The organism is Secundilactobacillus paracollinoides (assembly GCF_001702155.1).
In the GTDB taxonomy this organism is placed as follows: Bacteria; Bacillota; Bacilli; order Lactobacillales; family Lactobacillaceae; genus Secundilactobacillus; species Secundilactobacillus paracollinoides.
Window position 1 is genome coordinate 2,326,300 of record NZ_CP014912.1, and the last position, 20,632, is coordinate 2,346,931.

Below are 20,632 nucleotides of genomic sequence, written 5' to 3' on the forward strand. Positions count from 1 at the left end.
ACGCAAAGAGATTGGAGAAATTAAGAAATGGACGAAATGTTCGACAGATTACAGGCGGTCGTTGACCGTTATGATGAACTTAATGAACTGATCAGTGATCCTGAAGTGATTGCTGATACGCAACGGTTCATGACCCTCTCTAAAGAGGAGGGTGAACTGCGCGATACGGTTGAGACATATCGAAAATACAAGCAGGTGACCGACCAACTTAACGAAGATAATGAGATGTTACACGAAAAGCTTGACGATGACATGGAACAAATGGTCAAGGATGAGCTAAAGGAATTAGAACCACAAAAAGAAGAACTCGAAGACCATATCCGAGTGTTATTGCTGCCTAAAGACCCTAATGACGATAAAAACATCGTGATGGAAATTCACGGGGCTGCTGGTGGTGATGAAGCCAGTTTATTTGCTGCGGACCTGTTCAACATGTACTCGCGGTACGCTGAAAAACAGGGCTGGTCAGTTGAAATTGTTGACCAGAGTGCCACTGAAGTCGGTGGCTTTAAGGAAATCGTGCTGCTGATCTCCGGCAATAAAGTTTACTCAAAACTGAAGTACGAGAGTGGTGCGCACCGGGTGCAACGGGTACCTGTCACTGAATCAGCCGGTCGTCTCCATACCTCGACGGCGACCGTTGGGGTGATGCCAGAAGCTGAAGAAGTCGACATCGATATCGATCCTAAGGATATTCGGACGGATGTTTACCGGTCATCTGGTGCCGGTGGGCAACATATTAACAAGACGAGTTCTGCAGTGCGGATGACCCACTTACCAACCGGGATCGTTGTGGCCATGCAAGATGAACGGTCACAACAACAAAACCGGGCGAAGGCCATGCAGATTTTGCGGGCCCGGGTCTACAACTACTATAAGGAACAAGAAGAAGACAGCTATAATGCTGAGCGAAAGTCAGCTGTCGGAACCGGTGACCGGTCAGAACGGATTCGGACGTACAACTATCCGCCAAACCGGGTCACGGATCACCGAATTGGCTTGACCCTGAACAAGTTGGACAAGATCATGAACGGCGAGTTAGACGATGTCATTGACGCGCTGATCCTTTATGATCAAACCCAGAAGATGGAAGAGCTGAACCATGGCTAACATGACCTACTTAGAAGCCCTGAAATGGGCTTCTTTGCGTATTCAGAGCAAGAAGTTAGACGATTCTGCAGCCAATTATTTGATGCTGGCGCTAAATGACATGGATCAGACCCACCTGCTGATGGCGTATCGTGAGGTCATGCCAGATGAAGCGTTGCAGCGATTTCAACGAGCAATTGACCAGTATTTGGTAGGCACGCCACCCCAGTACATTGTTGGCACGGCACCATTTTATGGCCGTAATTTTATTGTGAATGACCACGTCTTGATTCCGAGGCAGGAAACGGAAGAATTGGTGGAGTGGGTGTTAGCGGCGTTACCGGCAACACCGGTACGTGTCCTGGACGTTGGTACTGGCAGCGGCGCCATCGGCCTGACACTCAAGGCGGAACGGCCAGACTGGCAGGTGACCCTGACCGATATTTCAGCTGGGGCGGTTGCCGTTGCCCGCGAAAATACTGACCGGTTGCAACTGAACGTTGAGACGCATGTCGGTGATCTTTTGCAGCCGGTTAGCGGGCAATCATTTGACGTGATCGTTAGCAATCCGCCGTACATCGATCCCCAAGAGATCACGGTGATGGATGATGATGTTGTTAAAAGCGAACCGCATCTTGCGCTGTTTGCCGATCACGCCGGCCTCGCTATTTATGAGCAGTTGGCCCAGCAGCTGGCAGACCACATTGTCATGACCAGACATTTGTTTGTGGAGATCGGCTATCATCAGGGGACGGCAGTGAAGCACCTCTTTGAATCCGTCCTTGACCCGATGAGCGTTGATGTTCACCAGGACATTGCGGGCCACGACCGGATAGTGCACGTGATGCTTAAAGAAAATTAAGGAAGTTAATTAAATATGGAAACTAAAATTTATTCACTTGATGATATTGATGAAGCAGCGGCAGCCCTTAAGGCGGGTCAGCTGGTCGCTTTTCCAACTGAAACGGTCTACGGACTTGGCGCCGATGCTACCAACGTTGAGGCGGTCAGTCACGTCTATGCAGCAAAGGGTCGTCCTAGCGATAATCCACTGATCGTCACAATTGCGGATGTCGCAACATTAACCCGGTTTGCTCAGCCGCTCTCTGATAAAGTTAAGACGCTCATTGACACCTTTTGGCCAGGGTCGTTAACGATCATTCTGCCATTAAAACCGAACGCACTCTCAAAAACGGTAACGGGTGGCTTAGACACCGCGGCGTTTCGGATGCCGGCAAACAACGCAACGTTGAAGCTGATTCGAACAGCAGGGGTGCCAATCGTTGGGCCGTCTGCAAACACTTCAGGGAAACCGAGCCCGACACTCGCGGAACACGTGTATCATGATTTAAAGGGGAAAATTGCCGGTATTTTAGACGATGGGCCAACTGATGTGGGTGTTGAATCGACTATTATTGATATGTCGACCGAAATCCCGACGATCTTGCGGCCAGGTGCCGTGACTGAAGATCAGCTGGCCGATGTCATTGGCGAGGTGCGGGGAAACAAGCACAAGGTTGGTGCCAACGAGACGCCAAAAGCGCCCGGGATGAAATACAAACATTACGCCCCGACTGCTCAGGTGACCATTGTGGACGACCCAACTGACTTTGCAGCTGCCGTTGCCTGGGTAAGCAGTCATAATAGCAAGGCTGGCTTAATGGCAACGGACAGTGTTCTTAGTCAATTAACGGTGCCTGATAGCGTTGAAGTATTTACCCTCGGGCCTGACGTGGCGGCGGCAAGTCACCGGTTGTTTGCCGGGCTGCGCCACTTTGACCTGGAAACTGATGTGACGGCAATTTTGACGCAAGGGTTTAGCACAGACGGGCTGGGTGCCGCTTACATGAACCGGTTAAACAAATCGGCTGGCGATGAGCATTTTACGAACGATAAATCAATTGATAAGTAACATTGTTTGGTATAGACCCTTTCATTTTCAGTAAAAATTTGGTAAAGTAGTCTTATCAAATGCCAAGGAGCTGATTGTGTTGAACTATCGAGAACAAGATCCAAAATTATGGCAGGCCATCGTAAATGAAGAAGATCGCCAACAACATAATATTGAACTGATTGCTTCTGAGAACATTGTTTCGCAAGCTGTGAGAGCTGCTCAGGGTTCCGTTTTGACCAACAAATATTCGGAAGGTTATCCGTCTAAACGGTACTATGGTGGTAACGAGTACGTCGACGTGGTTGAAAACCTGGCCATTGACCGGGCCAAAGAACTGTTCGGCGCCGAATACGCGAACGTTCAGCCACATTCCGGGTCACAAGCCAATCAAGCCGTGTACGCCGCCTTTTTGAAGCCCGGCGACACGATCCTTGGCATGGGACTGGATTCCGGGGGCCACTTATCCCACGGAGCAAAGGTCAACTTTAGCGGCAAACTCTATCAAGCATACAGTTATGGGTTGAATCCCGATACCGAATTGTTGGACTATGATATGATTCGTGATCTGGCTAAGCAGGTCAAGCCGCAAATGATCGTGGCTGGGGCCTCAGCATATAGTCGCATCATCGACTGGCAAGCTTTCCGCGATATTGCGGATGAAGTAGGCGCCTATTTAATGGTCGATATGGCGCATATTGCTGGCCTAGTTGCTGCCGGTCTGCACCCGTCACCAGTTGGCATTGCAGACGTGGTGACAACGACGACGCATAAGACATTGCGTGGTCCCCGTGGTGGGCTGATCCTGTCACAGGAGAAGTACGCCAAGCAGATCAACTCCGCAGTCTTTCCTGGTACGCAGGGTGGGCCATTAGAGCACGTGGTGGCTGCGAAGGCTGCAATGCTCAATGAAGATCTCCAACCGGCCTTCAAGGACTATGCGGCGCAGATCATTAAGAATGCGCAGGCTATGGCAGACGTGTTTAACAAGAGCAAGACGATTCGCGTCGTTTCTGGTGGCACTGACAACCATTTGATGACACTCGATCTCACTAAGACTGAGTTAAACGGGAAGCAAACACAGGAATTACTTGATTCTGTTTTGATTACGACTAACAAGGAATCCATTCCAAACGAGCCTTTGAGTCCGTTTAAGACGTCGGGTATTCGGTTGGGAACGCCTGCTATTACAACCCGCGGATTCAAGGAAGATGACGCTGCACAGGTCGCAGAACTCATTGTGAAGGCTGTTGAGAATCACGCAGATGCAGCTGTCTTGGATGAGGTTAAGATAGCAGTTCGTGCTTTGACGGATGCCCATCCAATTGACGCTAACGTGGCAGAAATTGAATTTAAGTAAACTAGCCAACCTCACTTGACTGTGTAATTGGCCTATACTATGGAAGAAAAGTGTCTAGATTTGGACGCTTTTTGCGTCATAAATCATAAATAACCCGCTGTGTTTTCTGAAAAGGGGATACGGGCGTCGGGTTGTTTATGATTTTTTTCTTCCATTATATGTAAGGGCTTTCAAGGATTCCGCTTTCGCTGATGGTGGTGTTTTATAAGAGACACCTGATGCTTCCGGATAGCCAATTCTGAAGTCAGGAAGGGTCTTTCTATTGTTTGGTGAGGCAAATTGTTCTGACATGCCACTTCAGCGCCGTGCCAAATTGTGGAATGCAACGGACTATTACCTAATAGTGGAAAGACCAGTCAGGAAATAGCAGCGGTCGACTACTAACCCTGAGAGGCCTGTTCTGCGAGTTAGGACACTGATATTACTGGAAATGAGTACCCCACCATACGGATACACGCTTTTTTTATTTTTTATCATCCGGCCATTTATTCATTGGGGTGGATAATGGTACAATAAAGGAAATAATTAAAGGAGAGTCAAACTCATGGGCAAGTTTCAGGTTATGGATCATCCGTTGATTCAACACAAACTGACAATTATTCGAAACAAGAACTGCGGGACGAAGGTCTTCCGCGAGGTCGTTGACGAAATTACAACGTTGATGGCTTACGACGTTGCGCGCGATATGCCATTGGAGGACATTGAAATTGAAACACCAATTTCTAAGATGACCGCCAAGACGTTATCCGGGAAAAAGGTTGCCGTTGTTCCGATCCTTCGGGCTGGTATTGGGATGGTCGATGGCATTTTGAAACTGATCCCCGCAGCTAAGGCTGGCCACATTGGGATGTATCGTGACGAGGAAACGCTTGAACCGCACGAATATTTCGTGAAGTTGCCAGCTGATATTGAACAGCGGCAAGTCTTTGTTGTGGATCCAATGCTTGCCACTGGTGGGTCAGCCATCATGGCCATTGATGCCCTAAAGAAGCGCGGTGCCACTAACATTAAGTTTGTGTGCCTTGTTTCTGCACCGGAAGGGGTTAAAGCCCTTCGCGAAAAGCACCCCGACGTTGATATTTACGCCGCTGCCCTTGACGACCATTTGAATGAAGATGGCTACATCGTGCCAGGCCTTGGTGACGCTGGTGACCGGTTATTCGGAACTAAATAAACATTAGATTATAAAAACAATCAGTTTCAGATTTCAGTGATACCGCTGATATCGTGACACTGATTGTTTTTTTGTTATGAAATATAGTAAGTTTGTTTTGTAATTTTGTTGAAACGGTGGTAGTATTTTCTTTGTATTTTGTGACGTTTCAGGTTGTCTTTGAGGGGCAATTTGGGGTATCATTCATATGCCGCAACAATTTTAATCATGGATTCTAGTTGAAGTTAAAAATCGACTGGCACCATTGAATATTCTTGCGTTAATTTGGTTTGAAAAGAGGTGATACTCTGTGGGAGATCCATCTTCAGTTCCTACCTTTCAATTCGGAGGGCTTACGTTTAACGTCACGAATATGATTTCGGGACTTATTGCGTTTGTGCTCGTTTTTTTGTTTGTCTTCGCGCTGTCACGTCATATAACGATGAAGCCAGGTCGTGGACAAAACATTCTGGAATGGCTGATCGACTTTACGAATAACATTCTTAAGGGGTCGATTCCAGGCAACGAAACGAGTGCGTTTGGGCTATATGGATTCACCTTGTTCTTGTTCCTGTTCGTTTCCAACGAACTTGGGCTATTCCTCCAAATTTCCCTTGGCGGAAAAGATTGGGTTCGTAGTCCAACATCTGACCCGATCGTTACCATGACATTTTCACTTGCCACGTTAATGATTGCGCAGTACGCTGGTGTAATGAAGTTTGGTTGGAAAAAACATTTCTCAGGATACTTAAAGCCATTCGTTTTCTGGCTGCCAATTAGTATTTTTGAGGAATTTACGAACTTCCTAACGTTGGGACTTCGTATCTTCGGTGTCATTTACTCAGGTGAAATGTTGTTGAAGATTATCGGAAACATGGCCTTTTCTGGTGGGGTTGCGTCCTTTGGGGTCGCAGTCGTTCTGGCATTGGTCTGGCAAGGTTTCTCGGCATTCCTTGGGGCCATTCAAGCGTTCGTCTTTGTTACACTTTCGTCCGTCTACATTGCAGACAAAATCGAAATCGATTAGGCGAAAGAGAATTACTTAATACTTATATCATTTAAGGAGGATATACAGATTATGGGAGCTATTGCAGCAGGTATTGCCATGGCCGGTGCGGCTATTGGTGGTGGTGTCGGTGACGGTCTTGTTATTTCCAAGATGCTCGAAGGTATGGCACGCCAACCAGAATTATCCGGTCAATTACGGACTAACATGTTTATCGGTGTTGGGTTGGTTGAAGCCATGCCTATCATTGCCTTCGTTGTCGCTTTGCTTGTTATGAACAAGTAATTTTGATAACATTTAGTTTGCTTACTTTTAAAACGAAGGAGGTGTCAATAGATGCTCTCACATTTAATCGTAGCTACGAGCTTACCTTACGGTGACATTTTGTTCTACGCGATCTGTTTCTTAATTTTAATGTGGTTGATCAAGATCTTTGCTTGGAAGCCCGTTAATCAAATGATGCAAGACCGTGCTGATAAGATTTCTAACGATATTGATTCAGCCGAAAAGTCCCGTGATGAAGCCGCTCAGCTTGCACAGCAACGTCAAGACGCACTTTCAAATTCTCGCCAAGAAGCTACCACGATCGTTGAAAATGCTAAAAAGCAGGGTCAACAACAACGCGATGGTATCGTGGCTCAAGCCCAGACCGATGCACAAGCATTGAAGGTCAACGCTCAAAAGGATATTGAACAAGAACGCCAAGATGCATTGCAAAACGTGCGTAACGATGTGGCGGACTTATCTATTGAGATTGCTTCCAAGATCATTCAAAAAGAATTAAGCGCTGATGATCAAAAGGCATTGATTGATTCTTATATCGAAGGGTTGGGGAAGCAACATGAGTCTTGATAAGGTTACAGTAGCCAAGCGCTACTCAAAAGCACTGTTCGAGATTCTTGATGAAAAAGGCCAACTTGATGCTGGCTTTGCGGAACTCGAACAGCTACGTAAAGTCTTCCAAGACAACCCACAATTGGGCACTGCGTTAACAGATTCGACCTTAGACTTGTCTAAGCGCGAAGCATTAGTGAAGCCGTTCTTGGATAACTCATCTAGTTACATTCACAATTTGATTCAAATGGTCTTTGATTACAATCGGATGGATGCCATGGTTGAAATTATCAACCAATTCCAAACCTTGTATGATGAGAAGAACCAAACGGTGTATGCTGACGTGACGACTGCGGTCGCCTTAGATGATGCACAACTGGATAGTTTAAAGACGGGCTATGCGGAACGCGTTGGCGCAAAGCAGGTCATCTTGAACAGCAAGGTTGACGCATCAATTCTTGGCGGCGTGATCATTCAGTCTGAAGGTACCATCTTTGATGGCAGCATTAAGACGAAGATTGCCCGTGTCCGTCAGGCACTGTTAGGATAACAACGAGATCTTTATAAAGGGGTGAAACCTATATGAGCATTAAAGCTGAGGAAATCAGTGCTCTAATCAAACAACAATTAGCGGATTACCAAGACGAGATCTCTGTTGACGAAACCGGTACTGTTACCTACGTTGGTGATGGTATTGCCAGAGCTCACGGTCTTGAAAATGCGTTAGCTGGTGAGTTGCTCGAATTCGATAGCGGGGTTTTCGGCATGGTCCAAAACCTTGAAAGCAACGATGTAGGTATCGTTGTCCTTGGTGATTTCACAAAGATCACTGAAGGCGATACTGTTAAGCGGACTGGTCGGATCATGGAAGTTCCCGTTGGGGACGCTATGATTGGCCGGGTCGTTAACTCACTAGGTCAGCCAGTTGATGGCAAAGGTGAGATCAAGACCGACAAATCTCGGCCTATCGAACGAAAAGCACCCGGTGTTATGCAACGGAAATCCGTTTTCGAACCATTACAAACCGGGATGAAAGCCATTGACTCATTGGTTCCAATTGGTCGTGGCCAACGTGAATTGATCATTGGTGACCGTAAAACAGGTAAGACGACTGTGGCCATCGATACGATCATTAACCAAAAAGGCCAAGATATGATTTGTATCTACGTCGCCATTGGGCAAAAGGAATCAACTGTCCGTGGTTCCGTAGAAACACTTCAAAAGTTTGGCGCAATGGATTATACCATTGTCGTTACTGCGGGTCCTTCTGAACCTGCACCATTGCTCTACATCGCACCTTATGCTGGTGCCGCAATGGGTGAGGAATTTATGTTCAACGGCAAGCATGTGTTGATCATCTATGATGATTTATCAAAACAAGCGGATGCTTATCGTGAAATGTCACTGATCCTTCGTCGGCCTCCTGGTCGTGAAGCTTATCCTGGTGATATTTTCTACACCCACTCACGGTTGCTCGAACGGGCTGCTAAGTTGAGTGATGATCTTGGCGGCGGTTCAATGACTGCCTTACCAATCATCGAAACGAAGGCTGGGGACGTTTCGGCGTACATTCCAACCAACGTTATTTCCATCACCGATGGTCAAATCTTCTTGGATAACGATTCATTCTATTCAGGAATTCGGCCAGCTATCGATGCCGGGACTTCTGTCTCTCGTGTTGGTGGTGACGCCCAAGTCAAGGCGATGAAGAAAGTTGCTGGGACCTTACGTTTGGACCTCGCATCATACCATGAACTGGAAGCCTTCGCGCAATTCGGTTCTGACTTGGATGATGTGACTCAGGCTAAGCTGAACCGTGGTGCTCGGACCGTGGAAGTTTTGAAACAACCACTCCATTCACCATTGTCAGTTGAAAAGCAGGTCCTGATCCTGTACGCCTTGGATGAAGGGTTCCTTGATAAGGTCGAACTTGACGATATCGCCAAGTTTGAAAGCGACCTCTTTGACTTCTTCGACAGTAACCATGCCGACATCCTGAAGGGGATTGCCGACACTGGTAACTTGCCAGATGAAGACACCTTTAAGGCTGCAATCAAAGAATTTGCGGATACGTTCCAGGGTGCAGCCCAGACTGCAGCTGCGAACAAATAAAACTTGAGGAAGGATGGTGAGTGCTCATGGCTGAATCAATGAGTGACGTCCAACGTCGCATTGTTTCAACAAAGAATACACGGCAGATCACGACGGCGATGCAGATGGTTCAATCTTCAAAGTTGAGCCAGATTCAAAAAGCGGCAGTCGGTTACCAAGACTACGTGGCCAAAGTTAAGGCTGTTGTGATGCATCTCGCAAAATCTCATCTTTTAGGTGATTCCTCGAGCGATTCGCAATCCAAGGAGTCGAAAAAAACGGCTTATTTGGTCATTACCTCTGATCGAGGAATGGTCGGCAGTTATAACAGTAACGTTTTACGTGAGGCTAATGCGTTCATCGAACAGCATAATACTGATGGTGAACACATGATCCTTGCGGTCGGCGGAACTGGTGCTGATTTTTACAAGAAGCGCGGCGACAACGTGGCTTATGAATACCGCGGTGTCAGCGACGTGCCAACGTTTAATGAAGTACGTGAAATTGTCAAAACCGTGACTTCAATGTATGATAATGACGTTTTCGACGAACTGTACGTTTGCTACAATCATTTTGTAAACCGGTTGGTCTCCCGCTTCCGGGCGGATAAGATGCTGCCAGTTGACAGTGAAACGTTGTCTAACGACTCTTCTGAAGAAACTGAAACTGCGCCTCTGACTGCGAGCTACGACATGGAACCTTCCGAAAAAGAAGTGTTGGCTGTCGTTTTGCCACAATACTCAGAGAGCTTGGTCTTTGGTGCAATCCTTGACGCGAAAACGTCAGAACATGCATCTAGCTCGAACGCCATGAAGTCGGCTTCAGATAATGCAACCGACCTTATCGGCGAACTTGAGTTGCGATATAATCGTGCCCGTCAAGCAGCAATTACGACTGAAATTACTGAAATTACTGGTGGGCAAGAGGCATTAAATAATTAAGACGGGAGGAATTAACGCATAATGAGTTCTGGTAAAGTTGTTCAAGTTATCGGACCAGTTGTCGACGTTGAATTCCCGTTGAGCGATAAATTACCCGATATCAATACTGCCCTTCACATTATGAAGGATGATGGCAGTTTCCTTGTAACCGAAGTGCTCCTTGAATTAGGGGACGGGGTTATGCGGACAATTGCCATGGATGGTACTGATGGTCTTCGTCGGGGCATGGAAGTTGAAAACACTGAGTCTTCAATTACCGTACCCGTTGGCGATGACACGTTAGGTCGTGTGTTTAACGTTCTTGGGGATCCCATTGATGGCGGTGCCGAATTCGGCCCAGATGCCGAAAGAATGCCAATTCACCGTGACGCGCCTAGTTACGACGAATTGAACCCAACTTCTGAAATTTTGGAAACTGGGATTAAAGTTATCGACTTGTTAGCACCTTACGTGCGTGGTGGTAAGATTGGGTTGTTCGGTGGTGCCGGTGTCGGTAAAACTGTTTTAATTCAAGAATTGATCCACAACATTGCGCAAGGTCATAACGGTATTTCTGTCTTCACAGGTGTCGGTGAACGGACCCGTGAAGGTAACGATATGTACTACGAAATGAAAGGTTCAGGTGTTCTTGAAAAGACGGCCATGGTCTATGGTCAGATGAACGAGCCACCTGGTGCCCGGATGCGGGTCGCTTTGACCGGCTTAACGATTGCGGAATACTTCCGTGATGTTAAGGACCAAGATGTGCTGTTATTTATTGATAATATCTTCCGGTTTACTCAAGCCGGGATGGAAGTTTCAGCCTTACTTGGCCGGATTCCTTCAGCCGTTGGTTACCAACCAACGTTGGCTACTGAAATGGGTCAGTTGCAAGAACGGATTACGTCAACGAAGAAGGGGTCAATTACCTCTATTCAAGCCGTTTATGTTCCTGCCGATGATTATACCGACCCTGCGCCAGCGACGACTTTCGCCCATTTGGACGCTACCACCAACCTGGAACGTGCATTGACGCAACAAGGGATCTACCCAGCCGTTGACCCATTGGCTTCTACTTCAACTGCCCTTGACCCAGAAGTTGTCGGTCAAGAACATTACGAAGTGGCCACTGAAGTTCAACATGTTTTGCAACGTTACCGTGAGTTACAAGATATCATCTCTATTTTAGGGATGGATGAATTGTCTGATGAAGAACAAACGATTGTTAACCGTGCTCGTCGGATCCAATTCTTCTTGTCACAATCATTTAGTGTTGCCGAACAATTTACTGGTGTCCCAGGTTCATACGTTTCTGTTGAAGACACTGTTCGTAGCTTCAAGGAAATCCTTGAAGGTAAGTACGATGATCTTCCAGAAGATGCCTTCCGTAACGCCGGCCCAATCGAAGACGTTGTCGAAAACGCTAAAAAGATGCAGGCAAACCTGAACAACTAAGGAGGGTTCTAAATGGCTGATTCTCAATCGGTTTTAACCGTTAGTATCGTAACCCCCGACGGTAAGGTTTATGATAACGAGAAAGCGACCCTGATCGTCGTTAAGACGCAGCTTGGTGAACTCGGGATCATGCCGAACCACGTTCCTGTTATTGCCTCATTGGCGGTTGATGAAGCTCGTGTCCAATCAGTTGACGGTAAGGAAACTGATGAAATTGCTGTTAACGGCGGTTTCGTTGAATTTTCTGAAAATACGGCAACGATTGTCGCTGATACGGCTGAATGTCAGGCTGATATCGACGTTGACCGTGCTAAGAATGCTCAGAAACGTGCTGAAGCACGGATTCAAGAAGCACAACAAGCACAGGATAGCGACGCTTCGGCCCGGGCAGAAGTAGCACTTCGCCGAGCAATTAACCGAATTAACGTTGCTGGTAAATAATATTGGCTATGATGAAAGCACTCAGACCTTAGGGTTTGGGTGCTTTTTTTAGAGCGTGAAGCAAGGCGGTTTAGGGGCGGTGTGTAACGGACTCTGGCAGAAATGCCCGAACTTGGCATTTTTGCCAGAGTCCGTTACACGTTAGCCCCGTGCCTTGCTGAACGCGTTTCCACTCGGTAGCCTAGTAGGTAGTAAGAATCAAATAGTATGTAGTGTTGTCCGTTGCATTCCGCAATTTGGCACTCCGTGTAGTGGCTCGCGACTGAGCTAACTCGATTTCCACTGCGTGGCTCTCGAGTGGATCTCAGTCGACTCGCACATCAGTAACCGACCAGAAAACGGTCGCTAACTGATGTCGACACCACAGCTCCGTGCCAAATTACGCCATTCCACTGATATTGAGCTTACTTTTTCCACGGTGGTTAAGCCTCTCAATGGTGTTAATCCAGGCTTGCAGAGAATCCGCCCTCGACTGCTAGTAAGCCCATTGACAGCAATGCTTTTCACACGTTGTAGACTCTGGTAACAATTGATCAAGAGATTTCTCGGCATCACCGATGATGACGATTACAAGTATCGTAGCGTAACAGAACCGTTTAGCATTGCAGGCCGGAAAGCGACCTCACCTCCACCTGTTGGGGGCGAACGGTGAAACGAAGCAACTTGTCAGCACTATTTACCTCACCTAGCAATCAAAAGATTCTTTCTAGAACTCGATTCAACTAAGCCGAAAAGTGGGCAAACAATTTGTAAAGTCTCCGAAATTCGAAAGGCGGTGTGACGGCTCTCAGTTCTTTTACACATCAATAACCGACCACGATCCGGCTACCAACAAAATCAACACAACCACTATTCCAAACTACTTGTAATAAGCAATAAGCCTCTATGACAGTCAGACAGGAGAAAACAAAGGCATGTCTTTGCTACGTACAACTATGACCACTAAATCCGACAATGTGAAAGCGTCATCGGCGTCACTTGCTATCACAGCGATTCGGCATGTGCATTATCCCGTCAGAGGCAGGGCTCTAAACGGACAACATCACCAATTAGCAAATCACAAACAATAATCAGGTTATGTGTCGTAATTGCACGGCTCAAGTGAATTCGTAATATTACAAATGACACGTAACTAGCGACAACCCCTAGAAACTATGCTATATTTTAGAGGTAATGCGGAAAGGAAAGTTAGCTTATGCGAACAATCGGGACACAGGCCCTCTTGACTCTAATCAGTCATTTTATTTTTATCTTTGTTGCTTTTTGGAGTATTCAAAAATTGCACATTGAAAATCTTATGAGGCTCTACCCAACACAGGCGCGGGTGTTAATTGTGATGCTGTCTGTGACGGTAGGATATACCTGCAGTTCTTTTTTCCTGAATTTTATTGATAATGTCCGTAACTTAATTTACATCGTTAAGTAACGTGACACGTGGAGGGAATTAAAGTGGAAAAAATCATTGTGCATGGCGGAAATCGTCTACAGGGATCTGTACATATTGAAGGCGCAAAAAATGCGGTACTACCAATATTGGCAGCATCAATCCTTGCTGAACGCGATGAAATGGTCTTAACAAACGTACCGATCTTGTCGGACGTTTATACGATGAATAATGTTTTAAAATTTTTGAATTTAGATGTCGATTTTGACGAAGCACGGAATACTGTGCGGCTTAATGCGGCCAAAAAACTATCGACCCAAGCACCGTTTGAATACGTCTCAAAAATGCGGGCGTCGATCGTGGTCATGGGGCCGCTGTTAGCGCGTTATGGACATGCACGTGTTGCGATGCCAGGCGGTTGTGCCATTGGCTCACGGCCAGTTGATTTACATCTCAAGGGGTTTGAAGCCTTGGGTGCTACAATCAATCAACAGGACGGTTACATCGAAGCTAAGGCCGATCAGTTGGTAGGGACAAAAATTTACTTGGACTTCCCAAGTGTTGGTGCGACCCAGAACATTATGATAGCCGCAACGATGGCGAAGGGCACAACGGTCATTGAAAACGTTGCGCGCGAACCTGAAATTGTGGATCTGGCAAATGTCTTAAACAAGATGGGTGCCAAGGTTCGTGGTGCTGGGACAGAAACGATTCGAATCGATGGTGTCACTGCCTTACATGGCACGACTCATCACGTTGTTCAAGACCGGATCGAAGCGGGCACCTTTATGGTCGCTGCTGCCCTGACACAGGGGGACATTCTGGTTCAGGATGCGATTTCAGAACACAATAAGCCATTGATCTCTAAGTTGGAAGAAATGGGTGCAAAGGTCATTGATGAAGATGCTGGTGTTCGGGTCATTGGTCCTAAGGTCTTGACCCCAACCAACGTCAAAACAATGCCGCACCCAGGGTTCCCAACTGATATGCAACCACAAATGTCAGTGCTACAACTGGCAGCCAATGGCACTAGTACGTTGACTGAAACCGTGTTTGAAAACCGCTTTATGCACCTTGAAGAACTTCGGCGGATGAATGCCAATTTCAAGATCGAAGGCCGGACCGTTGTGTTATATGGGCCGACGTCGTTCAACGGTGCCGAAGTGGCAGCGACTGATCTTCGAGCTGCGGCAGCGCTAGTGCTTGCAGGATTGGTTGCTAACGGGTACACCCAAGTGACGAACCTCAAGTATCTGGATCGCGGCTATTATGACTTCCACAAGAAGTTGGCTGCGCTGGGTGCTGAGATCGAACGCGTCTCTGTGCCAGCCCAAGAAGAAATTGTTTTAAAGACTGCAACCAAGGATTAATGATGAATTAAGTAAAGATGGGGTTAAATTGCCCCATCTTTTTTATCGAGTCATAGTCCCTTTCTATGGGCTATGCTATAATTAACGGTTGAGATAATAAGTTCAGGAGGAATTATTTAGGATGGCTAAAGATATTGGTATTGATTTAGGAACTGCCAATGTTCTTATCTACGCAGTGGGTAAGGGAATTGTGTTAAACGAGCCGTCAGTGGTTGCCGTTGACACCAAGACGAACCAGGTGCTTGCAGTCGGTTCAGAAGCCTACCGGATGGTTGGGCGGACACCAAGCAACATTCGGGCAATTCGACCATTGAAGGATGGGGTTATTTCAGATTTTGACATTACTGAAAGCATGCTGTTATACTTTATCAGTAAGCTGAATGTGAAGGGCTTTTTGTCAAAGCCAAACATTATGATCTGTGCGCCAACCAACATTACTGAGATTGAACGGCGGGCCATCATTCAGGCTGCTGAAAAGTCTGGTGGGGCAAAGGTCTACCTTGAAGAAGAACCAAAAGTTGCCGCTGTTGGTGCGGGCATGGATATTTTCAAACCTCGCGGGAACATGGTGATCGATATTGGTGGTGGGACGAGTGATATTGCCGTCCTCTCACTGGGTGACATTGTGGCTAGCAAGTCCATCCGGGTTGCCGGTGATGAGTTGAACGTCAACATCATTAACTACCTGAAGACCCAGCACAACCTGCAGATCGGTGAGCGGTCAGCTGAAGCCATTAAGATTCAAATTGGGTCAGCCTATCCAGATGAAAACGACCAGGACAGCCTTGAAGTCCGTGGACGCGACTCCGTAACGGGGATGCCACGGTCAGTAGAAATTACGGCTGAGGAAATTCGGCCAGCAATTGGCGTTGTCATGGATCAAATCGTGAATGCTGCCAAGGAAGTACTCGAAATCGTGCCGCCTGAATTGGCATCTGATATCATCGATCGGGGGATCATGCTGACCGGTGGTGGTGCGTTGCTGAAGGGCATCGACAAGCTCTTTATTGACCGGCTCAAGGTGCCGGTTGTTATTTCTGACAGTCCATTGGATAACGTGGCTAAGGGTGCTGGTGTGTTACTTGAACACATGGATACGAATTCAAAGAAGAGTCGTAAAGCCAATAAGTAAGCGAGGCTGATATGAAAAAGATCCTAATGGTACTGGTTCGCGGGTATCAGCGGTTTATTTCACCGTTGTTTCCGCCAACTTGTCGTTATTCGCCAACCTGTTCCAGCTATATGCTGACAGCGTTGCAAAAACATGGTGCAATTAAGGGTGCACTGATGGGCATTGCCCGTATTTTGCGGTGTAATCCGCTCGTCCATGGCGGCTATGATCCAGTGCCGGATCACTTTAGCCTCCGAAGAAACAAGGCAGCCGAAATGGCTTACCTCGAAGAAATGAAATTAAAGTAACCACGGGAACCGTTATACCGGTTTTTCCGAGGGGATAAGAGGACTCAGCTGAAACCATAGCGGTTATTTAGCTGAGTCCTCTTATGTGGCCGAGCCTAACAGATTTTCTAAGCGGCCTATAACTGCTTTCTTCCACGGGTTAAATGCGTTAAAATAGGAATCGTGCACGATTTCGTTTGCATGAAAAACAAAATAAGGAGTTTCGTATGTCCAAAAAAAATCAACCAATTGGTGTTGCCATTGACGAAGTGCAACAAGGGGAATTAACGGTCCTTCAAGTCTCAATCAAAGATGATGTGATCGGCGTGATCAAACCCTTAGATAAAACGTTTGAAGTCGATATTGAAGGCGACCAGCCAGTTAAGGTCAAAACACAGGATGACGGGATCGAATACCTCATCCAAGCCTACAATTTACACCACTAAGCCGTTTTCTAAAAAAGGCTTAAATGCCTAGTTAGAAAATCGCAATACACTCACGAATGCTTATAATAGATGATGAGTGTGGAAGGAGGGCGTGCTTTGGCAAAAGAGCTTCGTGAAAATAAAAACGAAGAGGATTCAAGAATTGATTATGGCGTTATTTTTTGCGTTTTAATGTTATCAATTATTGGGTTAGCTTCAATCTATGTTGCCGCTACCCACGATTCAAGTGCCGTGAATATAAAGTCAGAAATGATTTCTCAGGTGGCATGGTACATTATTGGGACTATCGCCGTCGTGATCATTATGCAATTTGACTCGGAACAATTATGGAAGGTCGCGCCCATTGCCTACTGGCTAGGCATTCTTCTGTTAGCCTCGGTGCTGGTGTTTTACAGTCGATCGTATGCCGCTTCAACGGGTGCGAAATCGTGGTTCGCTATCGGCCCCTTAACGTTCCAGCCGTCAGAAATTATGAAACCGACTTATGTTTTGATGATGGCACGAGTCATCAGTGATCATAATCATACGTACTATCATCATACAGTGCGGACGGACTTTACATTACTTGGCAAAATGCTGGCTTGGACAATTCCAATTCCAGTGTTATTGAAATTGCAAAACGACTTTGGGACGATGCTGGTGTTCTTTGCTATTTTTGCAGGACTGGCCTTGATTTCAGGGATTACCTGGAAAATTCTAGTGCCAATATTTGTTGGTGGTGGTGCCATTGGCGGTGGCGTATTACTACTGGTGGTCACTTCAAGTGGGCGAACGATTCTTGAGCATTTGGGCTTTCAAGCCTATCAATTTTCACGAATCGATACCTGGTTGAATCCATCAGGTGAGACATCTAACCAAAGTTATCAGCTTTGGCAAAGTATGAAAGCCGTTGGATCTGGTGGCGTGTTTGGTACCGGATTTGACGTTTCAAAGGTCTACGTCCCCGTGCGTGAATCCGATATGATCTTTTCCGTTATTGGTGAAAACTTCGGGTTTGTCGGCAGTTGTTTGCTGATTCTGCTTTATTTCCTATTAATTTATCAAATGATTCGGGTCACGTTTGATACGAAGAATGTTTTCTACGCTTATATTTCGACCGGGATCATTATGATGATCCTATTCCATACGTTTGAAAACATTGGGATGAGTATTGGCCTCCTGCCACTGACTGGTATTCCATTACCATTTGTTAGTCAAGGGGGATCGGCATTGATTGGGAACATGATCGGTATTGGCTTAATCATGTCGATGCGTTATCATTATAAGAGTTACATGTTTAGCCGCAGTGATGATTTTGAATAACCGATCTCAAAATGATCACTGTTGGGCGACAAATTTGATGTTGAGGTGAAGGATAATGAACGAACAAGCAACTTACTTTTGGACAAAAGAGATTAACGGTAAGACCCGCGTGGGCTTGACCAAGGCTGGCCAAGACGAACTGGGTAGCATCAAGTTCGCACATTTACCAAAGGTTGGCGATGCAGTTAAGGCCGGCGCAACACTGATCAGTGTTGAAGCTGAAAAGGCTGTTTCTGACATCGACAGTCCCGTAAGCGGCACTGTTGCTGCTGTTAACCCACAACTGGACAACGACTTTGAGGCCTTAAACAGTGCCAGTGAAGACGATGCTTGGTTAGTAGACATCCAAACTGCCTAAGACAAAATGACAGTTTGATGATAAATGTTGCTTGACTTTTAGAATTGAGCTGAGTATACTTTTGTCATTGACTTGAATTGAATACCAAGTGGCAAGATGAGTAGGCCGGACAACGGGTTTAGAGAGTTCCTATTAGGTGAGAGGGAATCCCGATACATGGCTGAAGATGGTCTTGCAGGCACTGTTACGGTGAGTTTTTAATGAGCCGCAACTGGGTAACGTCCACTATCGCGTTGAGTCATGAGATGACTCATTGAGGTTACTGCTGTGAGGCAGTAACGAACTAAGGTGGTACGCGAAACGCTTCGTCCTTAACTAGTGGTAGACTAGTTGGGCGAGGCGTTTTTTATTTGATAATGAGTACAAGTGATAGTGATGAAAAGGAGGGGATATCCGTTGATTGAATTCAAAGATGTGTCCAAAACGTTTACAACGAAGGATGGCACGTTAAATGCCGTTCAGCACGTTAACTTTAACATTGAAGACGGCGAGATATACGGGGTCGTCGGCTATTCCGGCGCCGGAAAATCGACGCTGGTGCGGATGCTAAACGGATTGGAAACACCCACCAGCGGGGCAATCGATATTAATGGGGATAAGATCTCAGAGTTAAGCGGGACGGCGCTGCGAAAGAAACGCCAAAAGATCGGGATGATCTTCCAACACTTTAACCTGTTGTGGTCACGAACCGTGATTCAAAACGTTATGTTTCCGTTGGAAGTTGCCGGCGTGGGCAAGAAAGAGCGCCGAGAAAAGGCCCAGCGATTAGTTGACCTTGTCGGGTTAAATGGTCGTGAAAAGTCTTATCCGTCAGAATTATCTGGTGGTCAAAAGCAACGGGTCGGGGTTGCCAGAGCGTTGGCAAATGACCCTGAAATTCTGATTTCAGATGAAGCGACTAGTGCGCTGGATCCGCAAACAACGGATGAAGTGCTTGACCTGTTGCTTAAAATCAATAGGGAATTGAATTTGACGATCGTCTTGATCACCCACGAAATGCACGCGATTCGTAAGATCTGTGATCACGTGGCTGTTATGGAAGAAGGGAAGGTTGTTGAACGCGGTACCGTGTTTGACGTCTTCCGGAATCCACAACAGGAGATCACCAAGCGGTTCGTCAACGAGGAAGTTGACCCATCCCTTGCCGATACGAACGTTGTTATTGATGACCTGATCAAGAACTATCCAAAGGGCGTTTTGCTCCAACTGGTCTTTCATGGCGATCAAGCCAAGTTACCAATTGTGTCTGAGATGATTCATAAGTACCCTGATCTTCAGGTCAGCATTATTGAAGGCAGCATTCATCAGACGCAAGAAGGCGCCATTGGTTCGCTGTTCCTGCAACTGATTGGGGAACAAGAAAGCATCGACGGTGCCCAGGCACTGTTAAAGAAGATGCGGGTAGAAACGGAGGTCATTCACCATGACTAATGGCTCATACTTTGCGTTCCATACAGTCGATTGGGGCAGCATGTGGGGCGCCACATGGGAAACGATTTGGATGACGCTCGTCTCCATGGTCGTCGTCGTTATTTTGGGCATCCTATTAGGACTGCTGCTGTTTGAAACAGCCGATAGTCACAATTTCTTGGCAAAGGCATTGAATTGGCTAGTGTCACTCTTCGTCAACGTTTTCCGGTCAATTCCGTTCATTATCTTGATCTTGCTATTATTGCCCATCACCAAGAATATCGTGGGGACGATCATTGGTCCCACAGCGGCGTTACCTTCGTTGATCGTGTCAGCGGCCCCGTTTTATGCGCGGATGGTCGAAGTGGCCCTTCACGAAATTGACCACGGGGTGATTGAAGCGGCTGAGGCCATGGGGGCCAATAAGACGCAGATCATTTTAAAGGTCTTGTTACCAGAAAGTATGCCGGCGCTTGTTTCTGAAGCGACCGTTACGACGATCTCACTGATCGGCTACACCGCAATGGCTGGGGCCATTGGGGCTGGTGGTCTAGGTAACCTGGCATACATCGACGGGTTTGAGACCAACAATAACACCATTGTGTTAGTGGCGACTGTGATTATTGTTTTGATCGTGTTTGTATTTCAATTTATTGGAGATTTTCTTGTTCGTCGGATTGATAAACGGACATTGTAAAAGAAAACAACTATTTGGGAGGAATTA

23 protein-coding genes are annotated in these 20,632 nt (G+C 46.6%); 22 read left to right on the forward strand and 1 reads right to left on the reverse strand.

Annotated features, from left to right (window positions below; all coding sequences use genetic code 11):
- Positions 1-27 precede the first annotated feature (27 nt).
- From prfA to glyA, 4 genes are all read left to right on the forward strand, one after another.
- Complete coding sequence (prfA, locus tag AYR61_RS10035; RefSeq protein WP_065902856.1) at positions 28-1,110, forward strand: peptide chain release factor 1; 1,083 nt, start codon at positions 28-30, stop codon at positions 1,108-1,110.
- A complete protein-coding gene (gene prmC / locus AYR61_RS10040) occupies positions 1,103-1,951 on the forward strand; it encodes a peptide chain release factor N(5)-glutamine methyltransferase (RefSeq protein WP_054710430.1) in 849 nt (282 codons plus the stop codon). The genes prfA and prmC overlap by 8 nt, the downstream gene beginning before the upstream one ends.
- Positions 1,952-1,966: 15 nt before the next feature.
- Positions 1,967-3,001 carry an L-threonylcarbamoyladenylate synthase gene (locus tag AYR61_RS10045; RefSeq protein WP_056987775.1) on the forward strand — a complete coding sequence of 345 codons (1,035 nt, stop codon included), beginning with the start codon at positions 1,967-1,969 and terminating at the stop codon, positions 2,999-3,001.
- Positions 3,002-3,080: 79 nt separating this feature from the next.
- Entirely contained in the window at positions 3,081-4,340 is a 1,260-nt protein-coding gene (glyA, locus tag AYR61_RS10050; RefSeq protein ID WP_065902857.1) for a serine hydroxymethyltransferase, read from the forward strand.
- A gap of 135 nt (positions 4,341-4,475) precedes the next feature.
- Here the strand turns inward: glyA and AYR61_RS15395 are convergent, their stop codons facing one another.
- The gene (locus tag AYR61_RS15395; RefSeq protein ID WP_156652907.1) at positions 4,476-4,631 is read right to left on the reverse strand and encodes a hypothetical protein; all 156 of its coding nucleotides are present in this window, start codon (positions 4,629-4,631) and stop codon (positions 4,476-4,478) included.
- A 253-nt stretch (positions 4,632-4,884) separates the two neighbouring features.
- Here AYR61_RS15395 and upp point away from each other — a divergent pair, with 253 nt between their 5' ends.
- From upp to AYR61_RS10140, 18 genes are all read left to right on the forward strand, one after another.
- Positions 4,885-5,514 (forward strand): uracil phosphoribosyltransferase, encoded by a 630-nt coding sequence (gene upp, locus AYR61_RS10055; RefSeq protein ID WP_065902859.1) that lies wholly within the window; start codon positions 4,885-4,887, stop codon positions 5,512-5,514.
- 289 nt (positions 5,515-5,803) lie between these two features.
- Positions 5,804-6,520, forward strand: a complete 717-nt coding sequence (gene atpB / locus AYR61_RS10060; protein WP_065902861.1) for a F0F1 ATP synthase subunit A — start codon at positions 5,804-5,806, stop codon at positions 6,518-6,520.
- Between the two features lie 51 nt (positions 6,521-6,571).
- Positions 6,572-6,784, forward strand: a complete 213-nt coding sequence (gene atpE / locus AYR61_RS10065) for a F0F1 ATP synthase subunit C (RefSeq protein WP_054654092.1) — start codon at positions 6,572-6,574, stop codon at positions 6,782-6,784.
- A 51-nt stretch (positions 6,785-6,835) separates the two neighbouring features.
- Positions 6,836-7,351: a F0F1 ATP synthase subunit B gene (gene atpF, locus AYR61_RS10070; protein ID WP_054710424.1), complete on the forward strand. Its 516-nt coding sequence runs from the start codon at positions 6,836-6,838 to the stop codon at positions 7,349-7,351.
- Positions 7,341-7,883 (forward strand): ATP synthase F1 subunit delta, encoded by a 543-nt coding sequence (gene atpH, locus AYR61_RS10075; protein WP_054710420.1) that lies wholly within the window; start codon positions 7,341-7,343, stop codon positions 7,881-7,883. Before atpF ends, atpH begins: the two co-directional genes overlap by 11 nt.
- Before the next feature lie 32 nt (positions 7,884-7,915).
- Positions 7,916-9,445 (forward strand): F0F1 ATP synthase subunit alpha, encoded by a 1,530-nt coding sequence (gene atpA / locus AYR61_RS10080; RefSeq protein WP_054710417.1) that lies wholly within the window; start codon positions 7,916-7,918, stop codon positions 9,443-9,445.
- A gap of 26 nt (positions 9,446-9,471) precedes the next feature.
- Entirely contained in the window at positions 9,472-10,365 is an 894-nt protein-coding gene (locus AYR61_RS10085) for a F0F1 ATP synthase subunit gamma (RefSeq protein ID WP_054710455.1), read from the forward strand.
- A 21-nt stretch (positions 10,366-10,386) separates the two neighbouring features.
- Positions 10,387-11,799: a F0F1 ATP synthase subunit beta gene (gene atpD, locus AYR61_RS10090; protein ID WP_065902862.1), complete on the forward strand. Its 1,413-nt coding sequence runs from the start codon at positions 10,387-10,389 to the stop codon at positions 11,797-11,799.
- Between the two features lie 12 nt (positions 11,800-11,811).
- Positions 11,812-12,240 (forward strand): F0F1 ATP synthase subunit epsilon, encoded by a 429-nt coding sequence (locus AYR61_RS10095; RefSeq protein ID WP_065902863.1) that lies wholly within the window; start codon positions 11,812-11,814, stop codon positions 12,238-12,240.
- Between the two features lie 1,195 nt (positions 12,241-13,435).
- Positions 13,436-13,666: a DUF1146 family protein gene (locus tag AYR61_RS10100; protein WP_056987771.1), complete on the forward strand. Its 231-nt coding sequence runs from the start codon at positions 13,436-13,438 to the stop codon at positions 13,664-13,666.
- A gap of 23 nt (positions 13,667-13,689) precedes the next feature.
- Entirely contained in the window at positions 13,690-14,994 is a 1,305-nt protein-coding gene (gene murA / locus AYR61_RS10105) for a UDP-N-acetylglucosamine 1-carboxyvinyltransferase (RefSeq protein ID WP_065902864.1), read from the forward strand.
- Between the two features lie 121 nt (positions 14,995-15,115).
- Positions 15,116-16,126, forward strand: a complete 1,011-nt coding sequence (gene mreB, locus AYR61_RS10110) for a rod shape-determining protein (protein WP_065902865.1) — start codon at positions 15,116-15,118, stop codon at positions 16,124-16,126.
- Between the two features lie 11 nt (positions 16,127-16,137).
- On the forward strand, positions 16,138-16,413 hold the full coding sequence (gene yidD, locus AYR61_RS10115) for a membrane protein insertion efficiency factor YidD (protein ID WP_054710408.1): 276 nt from the start codon (positions 16,138-16,140) through the stop codon (positions 16,411-16,413).
- A 206-nt stretch (positions 16,414-16,619) separates the two neighbouring features.
- Positions 16,620-16,838 carry a DUF2969 domain-containing protein gene (locus tag AYR61_RS10120; protein ID WP_056987769.1) on the forward strand — a complete coding sequence of 73 codons (219 nt, stop codon included), beginning with the start codon at positions 16,620-16,622 and terminating at the stop codon, positions 16,836-16,838.
- Positions 16,839-16,910: 72 nt separating this feature from the next.
- Positions 16,911-18,140, forward strand: a complete 1,230-nt coding sequence (locus tag AYR61_RS10125) for an FtsW/RodA/SpoVE family cell cycle protein (protein ID WP_065903906.1) — start codon at positions 16,911-16,913, stop codon at positions 18,138-18,140.
- Between the two features lie 55 nt (positions 18,141-18,195).
- Positions 18,196-18,498 carry a glycine cleavage system protein H gene (locus AYR61_RS10130; protein WP_054710402.1) on the forward strand — a complete coding sequence of 101 codons (303 nt, stop codon included), beginning with the start codon at positions 18,196-18,198 and terminating at the stop codon, positions 18,496-18,498.
- 396 nt (positions 18,499-18,894) lie between these two features.
- A complete protein-coding gene (locus AYR61_RS10135) occupies positions 18,895-19,929 on the forward strand; it encodes a methionine ABC transporter ATP-binding protein (protein ID WP_056987768.1) in 1,035 nt (344 codons plus the stop codon).
- Complete coding sequence (locus AYR61_RS10140) at positions 19,922-20,605, forward strand: methionine ABC transporter permease (protein WP_054710399.1); 684 nt, start codon at positions 19,922-19,924, stop codon at positions 20,603-20,605. Before AYR61_RS10135 ends, AYR61_RS10140 begins: the two co-directional genes overlap by 8 nt.
- Positions 20,606-20,632 lie beyond the last annotated feature (27 nt).